13 protein-coding genes and 1 riboswitch are annotated in these 21,105 nt (G+C 38.3%); of the genes, 5 read left to right on the top strand and 8 right to left on the bottom strand.

Annotated features, from left to right (window positions below; all coding sequences use genetic code 11):
* The first annotated feature begins 811 nt into the window (after positions 1 to 811).
* The 3 genes from DBX25_RS13815 to DBX25_RS13805 all read left to right on the top strand — a co-directional run bounded on the left by DBX25_RS13815 (position 812) and on the right by DBX25_RS13805 (position 3,703).
* Positions 812 to 2,206 carry a sensor histidine kinase gene (locus DBX25_RS13815; protein ID WP_108671403.1) on the top strand — a complete coding sequence of 465 codons (1,395 nt, stop codon included), beginning with the start codon at positions 812 to 814 and terminating at the stop codon, positions 2,204 to 2,206.
* Positions 2,181 to 2,867: a response regulator transcription factor gene (locus DBX25_RS13810; protein ID WP_108671402.1), complete on the top strand. Its 687-nt coding sequence runs from the start codon at positions 2,181 to 2,183 to the stop codon at positions 2,865 to 2,867. The genes DBX25_RS13815 and DBX25_RS13810 overlap by 26 nt, the downstream gene beginning before the upstream one ends.
* 239 nt (positions 2,868 to 3,106) lie before the next feature.
* The gene (locus DBX25_RS13805) at positions 3,107 to 3,703 is read left to right on the top strand and encodes a YdhK family protein (protein WP_108671401.1); all 597 of its coding nucleotides are present in this window, start codon (positions 3,107 to 3,109) and stop codon (positions 3,701 to 3,703) included.
* Positions 3,704 to 3,818: 115 nt separating this feature from the next.
* On the opposite strand, the gene DBX25_RS13800 is transcribed toward DBX25_RS13805, so the two are convergent.
* The 8 genes from DBX25_RS13800 to DBX25_RS13760 form a co-directional block, all read right to left on the bottom strand.
* Positions 3,819 to 4,019, bottom strand: a complete 201-nt coding sequence (locus DBX25_RS13800) for a hypothetical protein (RefSeq protein ID WP_108671400.1) — start codon at positions 4,017 to 4,019, stop codon at positions 3,819 to 3,821.
* A gap of 491 nt (positions 4,020 to 4,510) precedes the next feature.
* Positions 4,511 to 5,239: a LytR/AlgR family response regulator transcription factor gene (locus DBX25_RS13790; RefSeq protein ID WP_108671398.1), complete on the bottom strand. Its 729-nt coding sequence runs from the start codon at positions 5,237 to 5,239 to the stop codon at positions 4,511 to 4,513.
* Complete coding sequence (locus tag DBX25_RS13785) at positions 5,236 to 5,481, bottom strand: hypothetical protein (RefSeq protein WP_108671397.1); 246 nt, start codon at positions 5,479 to 5,481, stop codon at positions 5,236 to 5,238. The genes DBX25_RS13790 and DBX25_RS13785 overlap by 4 nt, the downstream gene beginning before the upstream one ends.
* A gap of 211 nt (positions 5,482 to 5,692) precedes the next feature.
* Positions 5,693 to 6,532 carry a CheR family methyltransferase gene (locus DBX25_RS13780; protein ID WP_108671396.1) on the bottom strand — a complete coding sequence of 280 codons (840 nt, stop codon included), beginning with the start codon at positions 6,530 to 6,532 and terminating at the stop codon, positions 5,693 to 5,695.
* A 5-nt stretch (positions 6,533 to 6,537) separates the two neighbouring features.
* On the bottom strand, positions 6,538 to 9,804 hold the full coding sequence (locus DBX25_RS13775) for a response regulator (protein ID WP_108671395.1): 3,267 nt from the start codon (positions 9,802 to 9,804) through the stop codon (positions 6,538 to 6,540).
* A gap of 46 nt (positions 9,805 to 9,850) precedes the next feature.
* Entirely contained in the window at positions 9,851 to 12,298 is a 2,448-nt protein-coding gene (locus DBX25_RS13770; RefSeq protein WP_108671394.1) for an EAL domain-containing protein, read from the bottom strand.
* Between the two features lie 74 nt (positions 12,299 to 12,372).
* Positions 12,373 to 15,327, bottom strand: a complete 2,955-nt coding sequence (locus DBX25_RS13765) for a Tn3 family transposase (RefSeq protein ID WP_108671393.1) — start codon at positions 15,325 to 15,327, stop codon at positions 12,373 to 12,375.
* A 27-nt stretch (positions 15,328 to 15,354) separates the two neighbouring features.
* Complete coding sequence (locus DBX25_RS13760) at positions 15,355 to 15,909, bottom strand: recombinase family protein (RefSeq protein ID WP_108671392.1); 555 nt, start codon at positions 15,907 to 15,909, stop codon at positions 15,355 to 15,357.
* A gap of 284 nt (positions 15,910 to 16,193) precedes the next feature.
* On the opposite strand from DBX25_RS13760, the gene DBX25_RS13755 reads away from it, so the two are divergent.
* Complete coding sequence (locus DBX25_RS13755; RefSeq protein WP_108671391.1) at positions 16,194 to 18,176, top strand: DNRLRE domain-containing protein; 1,983 nt, start codon at positions 16,194 to 16,196, stop codon at positions 18,174 to 18,176.
* A gap of 842 nt (positions 18,177 to 19,018) precedes the next feature.
* Positions 19,019 to 19,102: riboswitch (cyclic di-GMP riboswitch) on the bottom strand.
* A gap of 627 nt (positions 19,103 to 19,729) precedes the next feature.
* A complete protein-coding gene (locus tag DBX25_RS13750; protein WP_108671390.1) occupies positions 19,730 to 20,680 on the top strand; it encodes a site-specific integrase in 951 nt (316 codons plus the stop codon).
* The last annotated feature ends 425 nt before the right edge of the window (positions 20,681 to 21,105 follow it).

Genomic DNA, 21,105 nt, shown 5'->3' with positions numbered 1-21,105 from the left:
ATTTAATTCAGATTAAGAGACGAATGCGATAATGTAATCACCGCCCTAGTAAGCTCAAATTACTCCAATTTGTCAGAAGTTAGAGAAGACATCGTTAAGGTTATCCCATTCGTATATGAGAAGTTTCAGTTCAGCACCTGCACTTGTTATTTTTTCCGACCTACTGAATTTAGCCCCATAATACTCATAGAAATAACGTGTATTATTTTCTTCTAAAACTCCAACAAAGATCCTATTGAAGCCTAGTTCTTTAAATTGAATAAAAAGGCGTTGGGAAAGTTGCTTTCCAACACCTGTTCCAAGCTATTCTTTAAGGAGATAAATAGATGTTAAGTCACCAGAATGATCGATATTATTACTCTCTCTTTTTCCACAATTAGCAAATCCCACAATTTCTCCCACATTATTTTCTGTGACAAAAACATCATGACCCTCTTTTTAGATAGTACGGTTCCACAGATCCGTTCGTTGGTCGTATGATAATTTCTCTAAGAACTCATCTGGAATGATATTTTTATAAGTCGATTTCCAAACTTATCCACATGTACTCTTGCAATATCTTTCCCATCGGTTAAAAGAGCTCTTCTTATATACATGTACTTCACCTCTTATGAAAAGATCCTGATCAATGTATATATTCCAGTTACTTACAAATTATCCTTCTTTAAAGTTACTATAATGTTGCGCTTCTCGTTTTATCTGTCCGTTATAATATGTGGGTTAATTGTATTGTGGAGTGCAAAATGTACAATGTTCACAATCTGCATACTTTCTTCATATGTTTCCTATAAAATAGAACTAGGTGATTCACATGAAAATTTCTCTAAAATTAGGGTTATGGTTTTTTGTCTGTATTCTTATCATTGAAACCTCTTCCATGGTTTACTTACATCGCCACGTGATTCATTCTCGTACGATGCAAGAGCTTAATTCGCTTCATGCAAGGGGGAATAGTCATCGAGAGGTGTTGGAGATTTCATCCGAACCTTCTACTCTTCACCATATCGCACTAATGGAATCGAAAACGGATACGGAAGTGGTAATTGAAGATACCCAGGGGAAAATCATTCTCTCCTCTGGTATTGTCGATCAAAGTATAAAAAAAATCATAAACGAACCTCTTCATGATGTGCCGAGAAACGGACGGATTTTGCAATCGGATTTACATGGAGAAAAATATATAGCCACAGTCTCTCCTTTCGATGCAGGAAATGAGAACAAAGGGTATGTTTATATGTTTAAAAGTACGGAGCAGGTCCAAACGATGATTTCCCAGCTCAATCAACACTTTATTATTGCTTCAGTATTAATCCTGTTTTTACTATTGGTAACGATTTTCTTTTTATCAAGAGCTCTTACAAAGCCACTAATTGTCATGAAAGAAGCTACGAAGAAATTGAGTAAAGGTGACTTCTCTGTATCCCTACCTCATCTATCAAAAGATGAAATTGGTGAGTTGTCAAAAGCCATACAAACTTTAGCCAGTGACTTAAATCATTTAAAGAAGGAAAGAAACGAATTTTTAGCTAGTGTGTCTCATGAATTAAGAACGCCATTAACCTATATTTTAGGCTACTCTAATATGGGTAGAAGACCTTCACTTGAAGACCAGGAGAGAATCCATTATTTCAATATTATTCATGAAGAGTCCCAACATCTTAGCCAGCTCATCAAGGAATTATTTCAGTTGGCAAGATTGGATCAAAATGCGTTTACCATCAAGAAGGAAAGAATTAATATTGCTTCATATTTACAAGTGATTTATGAGAGGGTTTTACCTGCGTTTAAAGAAAAACAAATTCAATTAAAGGTAGACTGTCAGATGGATGAATGTTTTTCAGTCGACCCCAAACGTTTTGATCAAGTATTACTAAACCTATTAGATAATGCACTTAAGTATTCAGATGAAAATACAACCACTCTGATACAGGCTTACAAAATGGAAAGAAACATTCATCTCATTATTAAAGATGAGGGAATAGGAATTCAGCATGAGGATTTACCTTATGTGTTTGATCGTTTCTATCGGGTAGAAAAATCCCGTTCAAGAGCCACTGGTGGATTTGGCTTGGGTTTAGCCATTGTTAAGGAGTTAGTGGAAGCTCATCATGGCACCATTTTCGTTGAAAGTAAGCCTAGAGAGGGTACGTGTTTTAACATTGTATTGAAGGAGCAATTCGATGAAAACGGTTTTACTAGTGGATGATGAAAAAAGAATGCTAGATCTTTTAGAATTAAATATGGTTCCCACTGGATTCAAGTGTATTAAGAAACAGGCGGGTAAGGATGCCATCTCATTTTTGGAGACGGAACATGCAGACCTGGTAATTTTGGATATAATGATGCCTGATATGGATGGCTGGCAAACATGTAAGAACATCCGTGAATTCTCAGATGTCCCTATTATCATGCTTACAGCAAGAGATGATAAAGAGGACATCGTAAAAGGATTAAGATTGGGTGCAGATGACTATATTACCAAGCCATTTAACGAAGAAGAATTGGTAGCTAGAATAACAGCGGTTATGCGAAGGGCGAAGAATGATAAGGAGGAAGTTCGGAGATTTAAAGGCTTAGTTTTAGACAGAACGGCCTTTGAATGTACCTTTAAAACACAGAGAATATCATTAACACCGAAAGAATTTTCTCTATTAGAGCTATTGATCAGTCACCCAAATAAAGTGTTTACTAGGGATCATTTACTATCTACCATATGGAATTTCAAGTCCGATGTAGAAGACCGAACCATTGATTCCCATATTCGGAATGTAAGGGATAAACTTCGTCAAGTTGGTTTTCCAGTGGACGAGTATCTTAAAACCGTTTGGGGAGTCGGATATAAATGGAGTTCTGATAGTGAAAAATGACAGCGGTTATGCCGAAACACTAATAACCACTAGCTTCTTTTATAGTGAATCGGACTTCACTATTTAGCAGCAGGATATACTAGCATAGGAAACCCCTAATTCAAAAATCAGATACCGGTTTATATTTTTTCCAAGATGAGGGGGAGAAATTAGAAACAAGGTAAAAATCTGTTCATTTTGCATAAATTCTGCACATTTTTATTGTAACGTAGAGGGTAATAAAAAATATGGAGGTAAGCATGATGAAAATGAAACGAATCCTTTTGTTTTGTCTGACTATGGTGCTAGGTATAGTGTTAGGAGCGTGTTCCAATGACAATGGAGAGCAGCAAAGAGGTGATGGAAATCAGAATGTGAACACAGAACGTGAAAAGGATGAAGGACACGGCGGACATGCAGGTATGGATCATTCGGGTTCAGGTGAGATTCCAAAAGGATTAAATAATGCTGAAAACCCAACGTTCAAAGTGGGAAGTAAAGCCGTTATTAAGGATGACCATATGGAAGGCATGAAAGGTGCAGAAGCAACCGTTGTGGGTGCGTTTGATACAACAGTTTATACTATCTCTTATGATCCAACGACTGGTGGAGAAAGGGTTACCAATCACAAATGGATAATCCATGAAGAAATTAAAAATGTTAAGGATACGCCATATAAACCTGGTGATGAAGTAGTGGTTGAGGCTGACCATATGGAAGGCATGAAGGGTACAACGGCGGTAATCGATTCAGCCGAGCAAACGACCGTTTATATGGTTGATTTCACTCCAACCACTGGCGGAGAAAAAGTAACCAATCATAAATGGGTGACAGAAAGTGAACTTTCAGCACAATAAAAATTGACGATCAATCACCAGTAATGCAGGGATTTTCCTGAATTACTGGTGTTTTTCATACTATCACACGAGATAGCGAGTTTTCTTTTGAACCATTGAAAACACCAGTAGGCCATCATCTTTTCTTCTGAATCAAATGTATCACATAGTAGATTTGGGAAATTAAAAACGAAAGTAGAATAATAAGGATGGTTCCTATGGTGTACACTGCTTCCTCTGCTGGATTTCCCCCACCCATCAATACTGAACGAAATAGGAAAAAGAGAATTGCACTTACTAGGACAGTGAAAAAGAAGATTCGAATATATTTGGACATATCATCACTCCTACCTTGAACTATGATTTCTTTTTATAATTAGGTTTTATCGGGTAGTTGCACAGGATACCTTGTCCTTGTAAATAAAAAGAAGTAAAAATAGGAGATGACTGCTCACTAAAATAGGAAAATATAGGGATTGTATGATTTGTAAATTGAGCGCTTTTTTTGCGGTTTGAATACTATCTTCAAATTGTGCCAGCTCATCAGCTTTTATAGACTCAATTTGTAATATGCCCCCACCAACCAAAGTGCAAAAAAAACTAAATAGTAGTATGAAGTATTTGAGTTTCATTTTGATCTCCTCTTCTACGTCTTATCCTTACAAATTCTATGGTAATTCCTCATTTCCTTCTTGACCGGACTCTCCCGCAATTAAACTCAACGATACCCACGACGACCTAACCCTGCTTTTTTTGCATGGAGACATAAGATTGTATCTCAATAAAAAAACGATAATCGTTCAAGGATTATCGTCTCAATATTTAGAATTACGTGCCCATTAAAACATAAACATCGTTGATCTTTAACTTGGAAATATGAGCAACGAGATCTTCTGCGTTGAAAAAAGCAAGAAACGTTTCTCCGAACGATTCGATTCGGACGATTTTCTTTAAATTCACAAGGTAGGATCGATGGGACTTATAGAAGTAGCTGGGTAATCTCTCTCCTAACTCCTGGAGGGATTCAGATGTTTCATACTTGCCGTGACTCGTGTGAAGGATGGATTTCTTTCCGTCTCTTTCGATATAGAAAATGTCTTCAAGTGGCAGATAGAGCAAGGAATGATTCGTTTTAATCGATAATCGTTTAAACTTGTTATTTCCTTCTGCTAATGCTCTTCTCTGCAAGCTGATCATTTTTTTGGCTTTTTCCAAAGCGGTGAATAAGCGAAACCTTTCAATCGGTTTGACCAGATAGTCGACGGCCGAAATGTTAAAAGCTTCCACGGCTAAATCATCATGCCCGGTTGTGAAGATGACCTGTAAGGAAGGTAGGCTTTCCAGACATTTTCTCACGGCTTCAAAGCCATTTAGGTAGGGCATGTTGATGTCTACCAGTACTAGGTCGGGTTTTTCCTTGAGTGCTAGTTTTATCATTTCTTCGCCATCCCCTGCTTCTCCTACGATTTCATAGTCAGGAATCAGTCGCGTGAATTGAGAGAGAATGAATCTTGAAGCCTGGTCGTCATCGGCAATGAGAACGTTGATTTTTTTCATTGAGTCCACCCCGCTTTCGTTGGATACCTTACGATTCCTTGAATCAGGTTGACACGCAGCATTCTTGCCTGGGCCATATCGATGGTTTGTTCCATTCTATCCAAAATCAATTGGAATTTGTTCTTTGAATACTGAGCAAGAATCATGATAAGATCCTGCTTTTGTTTGGAAGCATGTAATCCTCTCGATAAAATATGGTCTGTCTTGATGAAATCAGGTGAAAGATCAGAGAACCATTGCATGCGTTTCCAACATGTAGATAGTGATAATATCCTCTACTATCATTTTCTAACAAATGCAACTATTCTCATATCACCAATGCTTCTTATTTTGTTCTTATTTATACATATTTTTATAGGAAGACCTTCCTATAGGAAGCGATAATACGCGTTTTACTAGTTTAATAGACAAAAAAAACTGGGCATTTGCCCAGATTTTTTTGTTTGATGGAAATCACTTGATTTTCTTATAGATTTTTTGTCTTTCTGAAATGCTTTCATATCGATCACTATGCTTCGTGTAGGTAATGGTTTCCTTGTCTCCAAGCCCGATGACCCCAAACATGCATAGGCTATTGTAAAAAAGGTCATGAACCATGTTCTGTAACGTTTTATTGAAATAAATCATGACATTCCGACACAGGATGACATTGAATTCATTGAAGGAACCATCGGTCACCAGGTTGTGTTGGGCAAAGACCACATTCTTTAGAAGAGACGAATCGAATTGCACCTTGTTCCCTATTACATGGTAATAGTCAGAGAACGCTTTTTTTCCGCCCGTTTGGATGTAGTTGTTGGTATATTTCCTCATCGGTTCCATGGGATACAACCCGGATTTGGCCACCTTCAATACCTCTGTATTAATATCCGTGGCATAAATCTTGGTTTTTTCATACAAGCCTTCCTCTTTGAGCAGGATGGCCATCGAGTAAACTTCCTCGCCGGTGGAGCAGCCTGCATGCCAAATCCGTATGGAAGGATAGGTCCTGAGGAGGGGGACTACCTTTTCCCTAAAATCCGCAAAAAAGGATGGATCCCTAAACATTTCCGTGACATTGATGGAAAAATCAGCTAACAACCTCTTGAAACAGGCGGGGTCATGCAGGACTCTTTCATGGAGACCGCTTATGGTCGTCAATTTTTCTGCATGCACCCTATGCCAGATTCGGCGGCGGATGGAACTATAAGCGTAATTTCTGTAATCAAATCCGTACCAACTATATAAGGCTTCAAGCAATAGATGGATTTCAAGTTTCTCGAGGTCTTCCTTGTACCCTGTTGTGGACTCCATCTTTATCACCTTCCCGTATCTTTAGGGTATAACCATACCCGGATCAGGGACATCAGTTGGTCCGTGTCCACGGGTTTGACGATATAATCGGATGCACCGGCTTCAATGCATTTTAGTCGGTCTTCCTTCATCGCCTTTGCCGTTAATGCGATGATCGGCAGGCTATGGAATTCTGGATGTTGTCGTAGTCTACGAATCGTTTCGTACCCATCCATTTCAGGCATCATGATATCCATTAACACGACATCATAGATCGGCGCTTCCGTTAGGGCTTTAATGGCTTCCACCCCATTTTCTGCAAATGTGACTTCCATGCCGTTCAGTTCGAGTACATTGGACAGTGCATAAACATTCCGAACATCATCATCGACAAGAAGCACTTTTTTTCCTTCAAGCCCCCCGATTCTAGAGAGTGTGGTTCCTTTTTCCTCACTCGAGGTATCGCTTCCGCTGTTCAAGTAGAGGCCCAATTCGTCCATCAGTCTTTGAGGGGAATGCGAGTCCTTAATAATGATGGTATGGACATACCTTCTTAAGTGAAGCTCTTCCTTTGATGTCAAATTTCGACCGGTATAGATGAAAATGTCCACCTTCTCGTGCAGAGCGTTGGATACCATCACATCCAGTAGTTGGAACCCTGTCGTATCTCTCAACCCTAAATCCAGGAGCATGCAGTCAAATTGGCGGAATTTTAATTCCTCCAATGCTTCGGCTCCCGTGGAAACGGCTTTGATGATGACATTCATCTCTCCGATTAATTCCATGAGGCTATTTCGCTGGTGCACATCATCATCTACAATCAAGATTCTTTTGATCTCTTTTGTCTTATCCGCAACGGTTTCGGCGTCCTTTTCATGAAACAGGGAGATGGGCAAGGCTGGTTCCATTTGTCTGGTCTCGGTGGTGGCCGCCACTTCTTGATGAGAAGGAGGATGCACGTCGATTTCCATCGGCAATTCCCGTAGGTTAGGGACGGTAAAGATAAAGGTGCTTCCTTTTCTTTCTTCACTTTCCACGGTTAATTCACCATGCAACAGTTCGGAAATCTGGCGGCAAATCGATAAGCCCAATCCTGTTCCGCCAAATTGTCGGCTGGTCGTCCCATCTGCTTGCTGGAATGCTTCGAAGGTTAAGTCCTGTTTATCTTTTGGAATGCCGATTCCCGTGTCGGTAATATAAAAGGAAAGGGCATCCTGATGTCCTTTTCGTTGCGTTCTACGAATGTCCAGTTGGACTTTTCCGTGGTTCGTAAATTTAAAAGCATTGGATAACAAGTTCTTCAAAACTTGCTGAATCCTTTGATCATCACTGTAAAATGGGTTTGGAAGAGCTTCATCCGCCACGATATGGAACTCTATTCCCTTTTCAATGGCCATCTGCCTGAAACTTTTATCCACAAATGCCGCTAAATCGCTAATATCAAGTGGACCGACGTTTAGTTCCATCTTTCCCGATTCAATTTTGGCAAGATCCAAGATGTCGTTTATGATGTTCAGCAAATCACAGCTGGAGGAATAGATGGTTTTTGAGAATTCCACCTGTTTTTCCGAAAGGTTGCCCTCATGATTATCGGAAAGCAGCTTCGAAAGAATCAATAGGCTGTTTAAAGGCGTTCGTAATTCGTGTGACATATTGGCCAGAAACTCGGACTTGTATCTCGAGCTCAAGGTAAGCTCCTGCGCCTTCTCTTCAAGGGAAATACGAGCCTGTTCTACTTCCAGATTGGTAATTTCAAGCTTTCTATTTTGCTTCTCCAAAATTTCAGCTTTTTCTCGTAACTCGATGTTCGTCTGTTCGAGTTCTTCCTGCTGATATTGCAGCTTCTCCTCTGAGCTTCTCAAGGCTTGGGTTTGGGCTTCAAGTTCCTCATTCGTCGCCCTAAGTTCTTCTTGTTGGGATTGCAACTCTTCGGATTGAACCTGCAATTCTTCCATCAAGGTCTGTGACTCTTCCAATAGTTTGGCAAGACGGATTCTTCCCATCGTGCTATCCAAGATGATGCCAAGGTTATTTACGAGCTCCTCAATCAAGCTTTGCTGGACCGGACTGAACTTGACAAACGAAGCAATTTCTAGAACCGAGATGACGTCCCCCTTGAAAATCACGGGCAATACATAAATAGTGAGAGGAGAGGATTGTCCCAGTCCAGATTGTACATTGATGTAATCTTTGGGAACGTCCGTCAACAGAATCGGCTTTTTCTCAAGGGCCGTTTGACCGATCAGCCCTTCACCTAGAGAAAAAGTAGTTTTCATGTGCTTTCTTTCTTTATAGGCATACGAAGCATGCAGGTGAAAGACCGGTTCCATTCCCACTTCATCCTTAATGAAAAAGGCGGCCTGGCAAGCATCGAGCAAGGGCACAATAACGGACAAGAACGTCTTAGAGATTTCTTCGACTTGGTGCATCCCACTCAAGTCGGTGGTGATTTTCGCGATGTTGGAGTTTACCCATGCTTGTTCTTGGTTCGTTTTGCTTAAGGTTTGTTCCTTTTCCATTTGAAGTTCCAACGACTCGGCCAGATAATTGAAGGAAGCTCCGACATCATCAATCTCATCATGGGTTTGGATGTCAATTCGGGTCGTCAGGTCTGATTGTCCATTTGCCACATTCTTCATGACCGTCGATACTTTGTTTAACCGCACCACGATGTCCCATACCGTCTTGCTTAAGAACCCGATCCCTACGATTACGACTAGCAAGGTAAGGATGCTACTAATGGTCATATCTCTTTGGAAATCCGTCTTCATCTTACTCAAGGATTGGTTCATGTTTCCTTCGAAAGAATCCGTGATGGAGTTTGTGATATTGAAGAAATCCTCCTGTAACTGATAGCCATTATTCAAAATGACAGTCTTCGCTCTTTCATGTTCGCCTTCTTCGACAAGAGAGGTGACCTCCTTGAGGTACTTGTTGAACGTGTCATTCTTATCTTTTAAATCACGGACCAAGACCCGTTGCTCGACATTGCTTACCATGGATTCTAAGGTGGATATGTCTCGTTGAACGGATGCTTGTTCCTTTTTTAGATACGCAAGTTCTTTTTCTATGACGTCCTTTTCCGTGAAATTGACGAGGTTTCGTATACTAATAGCCTCATCTTTGATTTTCCTTTGAATGTGGAAGGTAAGGATAGACGTATCATAGCTTTTTTCAAGGCTGTCACTATTTTTTTGGATGGAGTAGAGTTGGTACCAGCCTATTCCCACTAGAAAAAGGGTTAGGATGATTAATAGACTAAGTCCTACTACTAACTTAGTTTTGATTTTCATGTTTGCTCCCCACTTCTATGATAAGTCGTGTGCTAAGTTTTAAGATTTATAGTTTTACCGTCCTATGAGATTCCTCGATGCAAGCTTGGTAAACGATCGCCATCGCTTGCAGACGATCAGACACATTCAATTTTTGTAGGATGCGTGTGATGTGATTTTTGACGGTATGTTCACTGATGAAAAGGGTCTCCGAGATTTCCTTATTGCTCAGCCCATCTATGATTAACCTAAACACTTCGTTCTCCCGCGATGAAATGTTATACAGAGAACAGATTCGGCTGAGGGCTATTTCGGTTATTTCTTGTTTCTCTTCTTGCCTATCGGTAGTCGACTCAAGAGCCATCGGCGTTGAATCAGGAACCGCTTGATGATGGATTGTGGACTTTTCTTTGAATACCCTTTGCCTATTAGAAAGGAATGTCTCCAGTTCATGAATCGGGACAGGATGGCAAATCAAGTATCCTTGGACGGTCAGGGACTCCTTTTGTCTCAGGATGTTCAATTGCTCCTCTGTTTCCACCCCTTCAGCAATGACCGACATTCGTAAACTTTGCGCCATAGACATGATGGAATACACCAGTGAAATGCTGTCAGGCACATGAATTTTCATATCGTGGATAAAAGACTTGTCTATCTTTAGCGTCTGAACAGGCAGGTGTCTAAGATAGGTTAAAGAAGAGTAGCCTTTTCCAAAGTCATCGATGCTGATTCTTACACCCAGTTTCCGTATGTCCTGTAGAACGGATCGAACACGAGCCTCATTTTCAACGAGAATGGATTCTACGATTTCAATTTCCAGCATTCCAGCATCTATAGAATGGTCGGTTATATATCCTTTTATTTTTTCCACTAAATCCTTTTGTAAGAATTGCCTTGGGGAGAGATTGACGGCAAGACGGATCGGAGCAAAGCCATCATCCATCCAACGTTTAATCTGTACGCAAGCGGATTCGATGATCCATTCCCCAATCTCTACTATCATTCCTGTTTCTTCCGCGAGTGGAATGAATTCAGATGGCTTTAGAACCCCCCAATCTGGATGGTTCCATCGAAGGAGGATTTCTGCACTGGTGATCTCTCCTGTGTCTAGATCCATTCTTGGTTGGAAATAGAGAACTAATTCATTTCGTTCGATGGCTTTCCTTAACTCATTTTGCAAGATAAAGGATTTGTAAGAATGGATATTCATCCCAGAATGGAAGATTTTAAAGGTATTTTTTCCTTGTTCTTTCGCCCGGTACAGGGCAGCATCTGCACTCTTCAGCAAGACCGAAGAATCTTCCCCGTCATACGGGAAAATGCTGACGCCTATGCTCGCGGTGATGAATAACTCGTAGTTTTCGATATGAAAAGGGTGTTTGATCCCTTCTAATATCTTTTCGGCAATCTCGATGGCCTGTTCCCTGCTCGTGTCTGGCAACAGAATCACGAATTCATCGCCACCAAGCCGAGCCACGAAATCCTTTTCACCGACAAATCCCACCAACCGCTTGGAAAATTCCTGCAACAACTTGTCCCCAATCAAATGACCTAACGAATCATTGATGAACTTGAACAGGTCTAAATCGAGATAGAGAATCGAAAATGGAGCATGAATGCCCTTTGCCCGCTGTAATTCTGCATTGAATACATCGTGGAATTGTCTCCTATTCGGGAGATTGGTCAATCCATCATGATACGCCATATGTGTGATTAATTCTTGGTTTTGTTTTCGTTTCGTGATATCTCGGAACGTGCAAGCGATGATGCATTTATTTTTGATATACCTTTTCCCTATTTGGACTTCGGCATAGAAGGTCGTACCGTCTTGCCGCTTGGCGTTTACCTCATTGGATCCTTCCAAAAATTCATCCAGGGTATGAATGGATGCGATGATGGCATGCATGAATTGCTTCGATTTTTCGTCGGATAATAAGGAATAAATAGGTTTCCCAAGCATTTCATGCGTTTCGTACAGAAACATCCGTACAAAAGCGGGATTCACTTTTATGACAAGTCCATCACCGTTCAGCAAAATCATGGAGTCAATCGAAGTTTCGCTAATCACACTGGTGATGGCTTCGGATTCAAGCAATTCCAGGCTTTTTCGGGTTAATTCCTGGTTAGCCTTTTCGAGTTCTTTCGTTTTTTCCAAAAGAATGTCCGCCTGTCGGATGTTTCTTTGGTTGATTCTATACATTTCCACAAACACTTCGACCTTGGATTTTAGGATGAAAGGATCAAATGGCTTCAGGATGTAGTCAATAGCCCCGACTGAATAGCCTAAGAAGATATGTTTGGAATCAATATTGTTGGCCGTGATGAAGATGATGGGGATGTTTTTCGTTTTCTCACGGGCCTTGATGATCTTGGCCGTTTCAAAACCATCGACTCCTGGCATCTGAACATCCAAAAGGATGACGGCAAAATCGTATTTCAACAGCTGAATCAACGCCTCTTCCCCGGAAGACGCTTTAATAATGTTATACTCGGGGTAGCGCCAACATTTTGACATAAAACCCACGGTAAGACATTAAATAGAAATGGAAAGCTGATTTTTCCAACTCTAAGGAAAAATCAGCCTAATCTTTATATCTTTAATGGACGTAATTCATTTGAAGGTACCTTTTTTGCATCAAAAGTATATTCTCCTAACAAATTAATGTGTTCCCAACCTAATGGGGAAATGTGTGGTAATAACTCCTCTTTTAACAGTCCCTTTGCTTTTAATATATTTGTGGCTTCTGTGAGATAAACTGTATTCCAAACGATGATAGCATTTATTAGAATATTTAAGGCACTAGCACGTTGAAGTTGATCTTGCAATCCTCTTTCTCGTAACTCTCCACGTTTCCCAAAAAATAATGCTCTTGCCAAAGCATTCATAGCTTCGCCTTTATTTAATCCTCTTTGGACACGCCTACGTAATGATTCATTTGAGATATAGTCTAATATAAAGATTGTTTTTTCAATTCTGCCCATCTCACGCAATGCTGTTGCCATTTTATTTTGACGAGAATAAGACCCTAACTTTCCTAAAATAAGTGAAGCCGACACTTTACCTTCACGTATGGAATGTGCTAATCGTAAGACATCATCATAGTTATCTTGAATAACCTTAATGTTGATTTTTCCTCGTAGAATACTATTAATCTTTGAATAATCATAAGATTTATCCATGACATAAAGTTTAGAGTCTGCTAGATCTCGCATTCTAGGAGCAAAACGAAAACCTAATATATGGCTTAATCCGAACACCTGATCAGTATAACCAGCAGTATCCGTATAATGCTCTTCAATGGATAATTCTGATTCATGATGAAGCAACCCATCTATAACATGGACGGCATCTCGAGCGTTTGTGTTAATAACCTTTGTATAAAAAGAAGAAAATTGATCGCTGGTGAATCTATATATAGTAGTGCCTTTCCCTGTTCCATAGTGTGGGTTAGCATCGGCATGAAGAGAAGAAACGCCAACTTGTACACGCATTCCATCTGAGGAAGAAGTAGTCCCATCTCCCCAATGTTTTGATAAAGAAAGGTGATGTTGAAAATTTACCAAAGATGCTTGAGCTTTACTTAAAGAATCCTCATGTAAACGCCATTGGGCTGCATTAGCTAACTGATGATAGGTGATTCCCGGTGTCGCTTCAGCCATTTTAGTAAGGCCGATATTCGTCCCCATGGCCATAATCGCAGCCATTACAATAGACTTTTCTTCCCCCTTAGGAGGCCGGTTAGTAGATGCATGAGATAGGTGTTCATCAAAGCCTGTCCAATTGGAAACTTCAATCAATAAATCAGTAAGTTTTACCCGAGGTAACATGTTATATAAAGTTTGGCTAAGAGATTTTGCTTCTTCCGGTGTATCTTTCTCTAAACGATCTAGTCGAATTTTTGCATTGTCAATACTTATTCCCTCAAGAGAATCTAGGTTTTCCAGGATATAATCTAATCCTTCTTTTAAAGATGCATTTCTCTCCACTATATATTCTTGAGCAGACATACCAACGGCTAACCTGTTACCTGTATTCTTAGTTTCATCCCAATTATCTTTTGAGACCAAGTACTCCTCAAAATCCTTATGTAACCTACTTCCTACAACCCATATATCTCCAGACCGGATATGATTTTTTAATTCGGTTAATGCTGCTAATTCATAATACTTTCGATTAATAGTTCCATTTTCATCATACACATATTTTTGCCATCTCTTTGGAACAAAATCCAATGGTGCACCTTCGGGAACATGGCGTTTCTTATTTTCGTTCATTTCACGCAAGACATTAATAGCGCGAAATATAGGTTCAGAAGCCTGAGTTGTATGGAATTCCAATTTGCTGAGTAGTAAAGGTGTATACTTTCTAAGGTAAGTAAACCTGGTAACCAACAAATCTAAGTAATCGTAGTCCATAGGACGAGCTAAACGTTTTGCTTCTTCTATAGAATCAACGATCTTTTCCCAAGGCATTATCTTCTCTAATACTTTAAATGGATCTAGCCCTTCATTTCGTGCTTTTACTAAAGCTTCTCCAATATCCGCAAAGTGTAAAATCTTTTCATTGATAGATTTCCCATTCTGCTTTTGCAGTTCCTCTTGTGCTTTTCTACCCTTTGATTGTAAGATCATAATTTGTCGGTCATGAATTTCGATAGCTTGATCAATTAAATCTTGACTAAGAGTTAAAAGGTGAGCTACAAGAATAGCATATCTTTTATTCTCATTAAATCTTCGATAAGAATGAGGTTCATAACGCGCGCCTAGCCTAGCAAGCTGAAGAAGTCTATTCGAGTGAATACTTCCAAACTCTGTTGAAAGATTTAATGAACGGACATATTCTAATCTCTCAATTACTTTTAAAAAGGCATCTGGTGATGATTGACCTGGTATTTCCCTGATCCATCCAAGCTTAGTTTTTATTTTATCTGATGGAGTATCAATTAATTTCTCCAATTGTTGTTTCTGCCATCGAGATAACGGTTTAGAGAGTGAGTTGTATACTTTTTCCTCTGCCCTTCGGCGTGTTTCCCATACTAATCTTTCAATAGTTGTCATAGCTGGCAATATGATTTTTCGCTTTCTCATTTCTTGTAAAGTCATTCTTATTAAGAACATGGAATTTCCATTTTCAATCGCATGGGGGAGTAATGTCTGCGAAATAACACGATATAAATATGCAGAAAAATTGGTAAAGCCATAATATTTTCGTATTTCTTCCATATGTTCATGTTTCGTTTGCTCTCGTTCAGAATAACGATTATATTCACTTGGGTTTATTTGTAACTGTTTGGCAACATAGTTTATCACCTTATCAGGAATACTTTTTATATCTGAAATTGACCAACCTGGATAACGAAAAAGACAAATTTGAATAGCGTATCCCAAACGATTATGATCTCTTCTTCTACGTCTTATTACCTCAATATCATCTTGTGTAAGGGTATAGTAGTAGGCCAGTTCCCAATTGCTTAAAGTAGAAGGGATTGTCAAAAAGTCCTTTCTTTGATCAGGTGTAAGTAGTTCTCTTGCTCTCAGGTACATAGGAAATGCCCCCTTTTCATCAAAGGTTTAAATTTTTTCTAAGGCTCGATACAAAACAGATTTACTCACACCCGTCATATCCGTAATTTCTTTGATGCTATATTGATTAGAAGAATGTAGTTTTAAAGCACGTTCCACCAACTTAGGATCCTTTGAGGGTCTTCCACCTTTCCGACCTCTCATTCTTGCAGATTGTAATCCTGATTTTGTACGTTCACTAATAATATCCCGTTCTAATTCAGCTATGCTAGCCATTGTTCTGAAGAAAAAGCGTCCCATAGCCGTTGATGTGTCAATATTATCCTGAATGGAAATAAAATTGACCTTTTTTTCTTCAAAGGTTTCAGCTAACTCAATAAGGTGCTTTGTGGATCTTGAAATACGGTCCAATTTATAAACGACCACAGAATCTTCTTCACTTATAGCCTTGAGAAGTTGTTCTAATTCTGGGCGTTCTTTTTTCGTTCCGGTCATTTTCTCTTTGTAAATAACAGCTGCCCCTGCTTTTTCTAAAGCGTCAATTTGAAGATCTAAGTTTTGGTCTTGAGTCGAAACACGAGCATAACCAAAAATTTTCCCCATTTTATCCTCTCCTTCTGAAATAATTATTCCCAAATTCGGATAATGCGTCAATTTTTGGGAAGTAGTTAAAGGGAAAGGTTTAGGGATTGAAAATCATCAAAAATAAGTGAATTACTGATAAGTAGAAATTCCTCCCTAAAACGTTCGTTTTAGGGAGGAATTGTATCTATATAATTCTAATTATTTGGTAATTATTACTACAAGTTCTATTTAAATGAAAATGATAAAATCTAATAGGTTTCTAACCAAAAATATAAACACCATAATGAGGAGACATTACAGAAATGAGTAAAAAATTTAAAAAACAGGCTATAAGATGGTTATCAGTCATGCTTGCAACAACTATTATCTTTTCTTTTTTACCGAAGGATGGGGTATTTACAGTTTTTGCTGAAATTGATGAAAAGCCAATTGTTCAACAGGTAGAATCATCAGCTCCGAAAACTAACTTATTTAAAGAAGAAGTTAAAGAATTGCGTACTGCATATTCTAAAACTTTTCTTAAATCAAATGGAACGTTTGTAGCTGAAATTTCCCAAACTCCAATACATTTTAAAAATGACAATGATCAATGGGAATCAATAAATAATGAACTTGTATCAGATTCGAAAGAAAATGTATATGAAAATAAGGCAAATGATTTCACTGTGAAATTTAGCGAAAAACATGAGGTAGAAACACCTGTTTTCAAAATTGAGGATGAACAATATTCAACTGAATTACAGTTAGAACCTTTAGAACATACTGGGGAACAGGCCGCGAATGTGGAAGGGGTTGTAGAAGGAGAATCAATTACATATCCAGATGTATACTCAAATATTGATATAAAGTATACAGTTGGCTCAGATCGTATTAAGGAAGATATTATTTATACTGAAAAACCAGAAAAAGGTTTTCCAACTGTATTTACTTACAAAATGGACTTAGAGGGAATGAATATCAAACAGGAAGGTGAAACCTTGTACCTGTACGATTTAAAAACAAATAAGCCCGTTTATTACTTTGAAACACCATATATGTATGATTCTTTTGTTCCTAAAGGATATAAAGCGACAGAAGGAATTTTTTCTATACCTGAAGAGGCGATATCATACGATGTAAAACTTACTTATGAGGTTATAAACAATCAATTGTACTTATATTTATCTCCAAACAAACAATGGTTAGAAGATTCTAAGCGCGTATATCCAATAACAATTGATCCTACAATGGTAAAAATTCAATCTAGCACATATGTTGAAGACACCAACTTACGAAGTGGTTTTCCAACACAAACTGGAGGAAATGATTTAGAACTAGGTGGTGGATCTTCTGGTGGCAATATTATACGTACACTATTAAGATTTGATTTGACAACAATTCCATCTGCTACAACAATTTTGTCATCGAATCTTAAATTATGGTTTTCTTCAACAAATAATAATACACCAGTTGATATTAGTTTATTTAAAGTCTCAAGTGATTGGAATGAAAATGAAGCTTCTTGGACCTATTCAAAAAAATTACCCACATATACTGCTTGGAATTATAAAGGTGGAGATTATGTAACAAGCAATAAATTATCGACAGTAAGTGGGTTAACATCACCTACTACACTAGATGCTGACATGAAACAATGGGATATTCCGGTTCATATTATTCAAAACTGGCGTAATAATTTGAGTACTAATTATGGGTTTATGTTAAAAAGTGATACTGAAGCTACGAATATATATAAAAAATTCGTAGCTAGTGAAAATGCAATAGCTACCGAATATAAACCTTTGCTAGAAGTTACTTACAAAACACCAGATCAAATAGCAGAAGAATATGGCTTTACCCCTGTAGATCCTACAACAATTACACCTGACCAAACCATGGTATTTGATTCTGTTGAAGCCTTTGAACAATATTTACAAGAGGAGGATTTAAAGTCTCAATTAGCAATGGAAAATGAAGAGATAATCACAGAAAATGAAGTTACAATTGCTGGAGGCTCAACTAGTAAACTTTACAAATATACAGAAATACAAGGTGTCTCAAAAATTACAGCACTTGCTAGAGTAACAAGAGATAGTTCAAAAAAAGTAACAAATGTAGATATTTGGAGTGAGCAAACGGGAATCATTCTTGGGATTAATTGGGATGAAAAAACAACATGGCATGAGTTAAACAGTTTAAGAACTGGTGGTAAAGCTTACGTAAGAGGTATTAAGACCTATGGGATATCTGTAGTAGGACAATCCCTGGGTTATAATAAGAGTGTTACTTATAAAGTACCATTTTAAGGAGGGACAATTTTGAGCACTTGGAATATAAATTGGATTGATGTTACCGTGCAACTTGTTAATCTGGGAATAATTATCTTCCTGGTTATATTATTTACAAAATTAATTATTCGTAAATCTCGAAATAATAAAAACAATAATTAACTATTTGAATAACCTTCACATAGGTATAGTACTAGATTATAGGGATTTTTATGTGCCTAAGTACCTCAATTAATGAAATATTAATCTATGAAATGAAAAAAGCTGATTAATCGATCAGCTTTTTTCATTTTTATAGATTAGTGTTATTTTTTTCAAAATGCTGTAGATAGCCCCCTTAGTGAAAATAAGTGCGTCACTGGTATAAAAACAAATAGGTATAATTTCTTACCTTACTCCATTAACCATATTTTTTTCAAGAAAATCTCCTACTGTTAGCGTTTTTTCTTTAACTTATAAATCCACTTTCCAACACAACTACCCTCTGCTATTGCTATCGCATCGTTTTGTTGGAATAGAAATCTGATGAAAATTCTAAACAAAAAAATGTGTTAAATAATAGATTTATTCAATAAATAACTTCCATTATTTGTATTAGAGTGGGTTTTATGACAAATTGTTGGAGCTACCCCTACTCGTTTTTTTCAATAATTGCCTCCAAGGCAATCAAATTCTCTGGTCTGTCGTCCACTAAGAGGATATTTACCTTTTCTATCCCAGTCATGATAAGCACCTCCTGGTATTAAAGAAAGTTTACGATGTTCTTGGTTCTATGGATGTTTCCAATAAATTCTATAAAAATTAGTAAAAAGCAAAAATAAAACCACCTAGCGCAAGAGGTGGTTTTGGACCAACCTTTCTTCGGCAACCTGGCAACCATAGAAATGCTCTTTAGGCCCATAGCTTTGCGTCCCAAACTTTCATTTGGTTTGCGGTATCGGAAAGTATCAATGATAGTATTAGATATTTATTACTAATTCTATCATTGTAACATAAAATTGACAAAATTTTTTGAGTATTTATGCATGGGCAATTGGACGAGAAAACCCTATTCTCTTTTAACCACCTTTACCAATCTACCCAATTATTTAACTGTAATCAAAAACTATTACCATTCCATAAACCATTATAAAGGATAAGAGAATGAATTGTTAGGGAACAAAATATCCTGTTTTTGGGAAAGATGAAAATTACGTTATTCCCAATGGGTGACATTGGATTCAAGGTTTCAATAGGCAGCATTTTTAATGATAATGAGCTAGGGAACAGAAAGAATGCGTATAGGTAAAATTTCATTAATGCTCTAGTTTTACATAGCTCTCTCAGATTAAATTAAATGTACCAAGGTTCAAGAAACCACTTTTAAGTTCGTCAGAATACTCCTCTCACACACACTAGTTTTTTCCAAATACTAAGATTGAAAGGGAGTGAGTGTACATAATCCTTTTATCTCTCCCAATCAACCATATTGGTAAAAAATGTCCTTACAAACTTTACTTTGGTTCTAAGTAACGATAATATATGATTATCAATAGTTAAAAACAGACAAACCATAATCAAGGGGGGAAACTATGCTCGTACCACAACATGATCGGTTTATCGAAATGGACAAGGAAAAACTCGAGCGCATTAAATTTTACATCCAGAACTCCAAAAGCAAGAACACCCAGAAAAGTTACTCCGCCGATTGGAAGCATTTCACCGAGTGGTGCGACCTACATAAGCGCTCCCCTCTTCCAGCGGATGTCGGAACGATTTGCCTGTATCTCTCAGACCTTGCTGAAACTCATAAATTCTCTACTCTTCGAAGACGTCTCTCTTCCATCAGTCAAGCCCATCGATTTCACAGGCAAGGAAATCCCACCCGACAAATCGAGGTGCAGACACTCCTTGAAGGAATCAAGCGGGAAAAAGGATCGCGCCAGGAATCGAAACGTGCGTTAATGTTGCCGGTACTCCCTCAACTACTGGATCAAATCGACACCTCCACCTTGATTGGAATTCGGGATAAAGCCATTTTGTTGTTGGGGTTTGCCCTTGCAAGCCGGCGGTCAGAACTAGTCGCTATCAACATCGAAGACCTTGAAGTCAATGACTTGGGGATGGATGTACGAATCCGGGAAACGAAAACAAACAATGACGACCTCATCAAGGCCGTGGTGTTCACCCACAATGAGTATTGTCCGGTGAAAGCGGTGCGTGACTGGGTCAAAACATCCGGAATTACCACGGGTCCCCTCTTTCGGGCGATAGATCGTCATGGGAACATTAAGGACCGGTTAAGTGATCAATCCGTGGCCCATATTGTGAAGAAGTACATCGAAAAAATTGGGATGGACTCGAAGGACTTTGCCGGACATAGTTTAAGAAGCGGACTTTCAACGAGTGCAGCCATGATGGGGATGACCGATATCGCAATCATGAAACAAACCGGACACAAAACCAGAGAAATGGTCGACCGGTATGTACAGGCTGGTTTGAGGTATAAAAATAATGCGAGTAGTATTTTGAAGAATTTATAAAAAATGAGGTCCTACTCTTTGTCTAAAGAAAGGACCTTTTTTTGTATGTATATATAATAGAAGAAACTCGGTATTTACATTAATCTTTCACACCACGATGAATAATCTTTCCTTATCAACAAACAGCCACAATTGATTGCAACTATACAAAATGTGAAAAATGAATGGCGATCTCAAGTATTAAAAAAAATTTTTTCGCAGTCTTATTCCAAAGTTTTACTGCTGAATTTATTATACTAATTTTGTTATTTCCTTCTTCTCTTAGTGAATAATATATAAACAGCGACTCACAACTGGGTATTTGTAACTTGATAAATTCATCAACCCATAATAATTATATGCATACAAAAGAGAGTATTGCATTTAGCAATACTCTCCCCACAAATGGAATATTTGGATTAGGGCATGACCCATGCCTTCCAGTG

The sequence above is a fragment of the Peribacillus acanthi genome (genome assembly GCF_003073175.1).
GTDB lineage: Bacteria > Bacillota > Bacilli > Bacillales > DSM-1321 > Bacillus_BN > Bacillus_BN acanthi.
The sequence above is the reverse complement of the archived record's forward strand: the minus strand, read 5'-3'. Positions and strand labels throughout refer to the sequence as shown.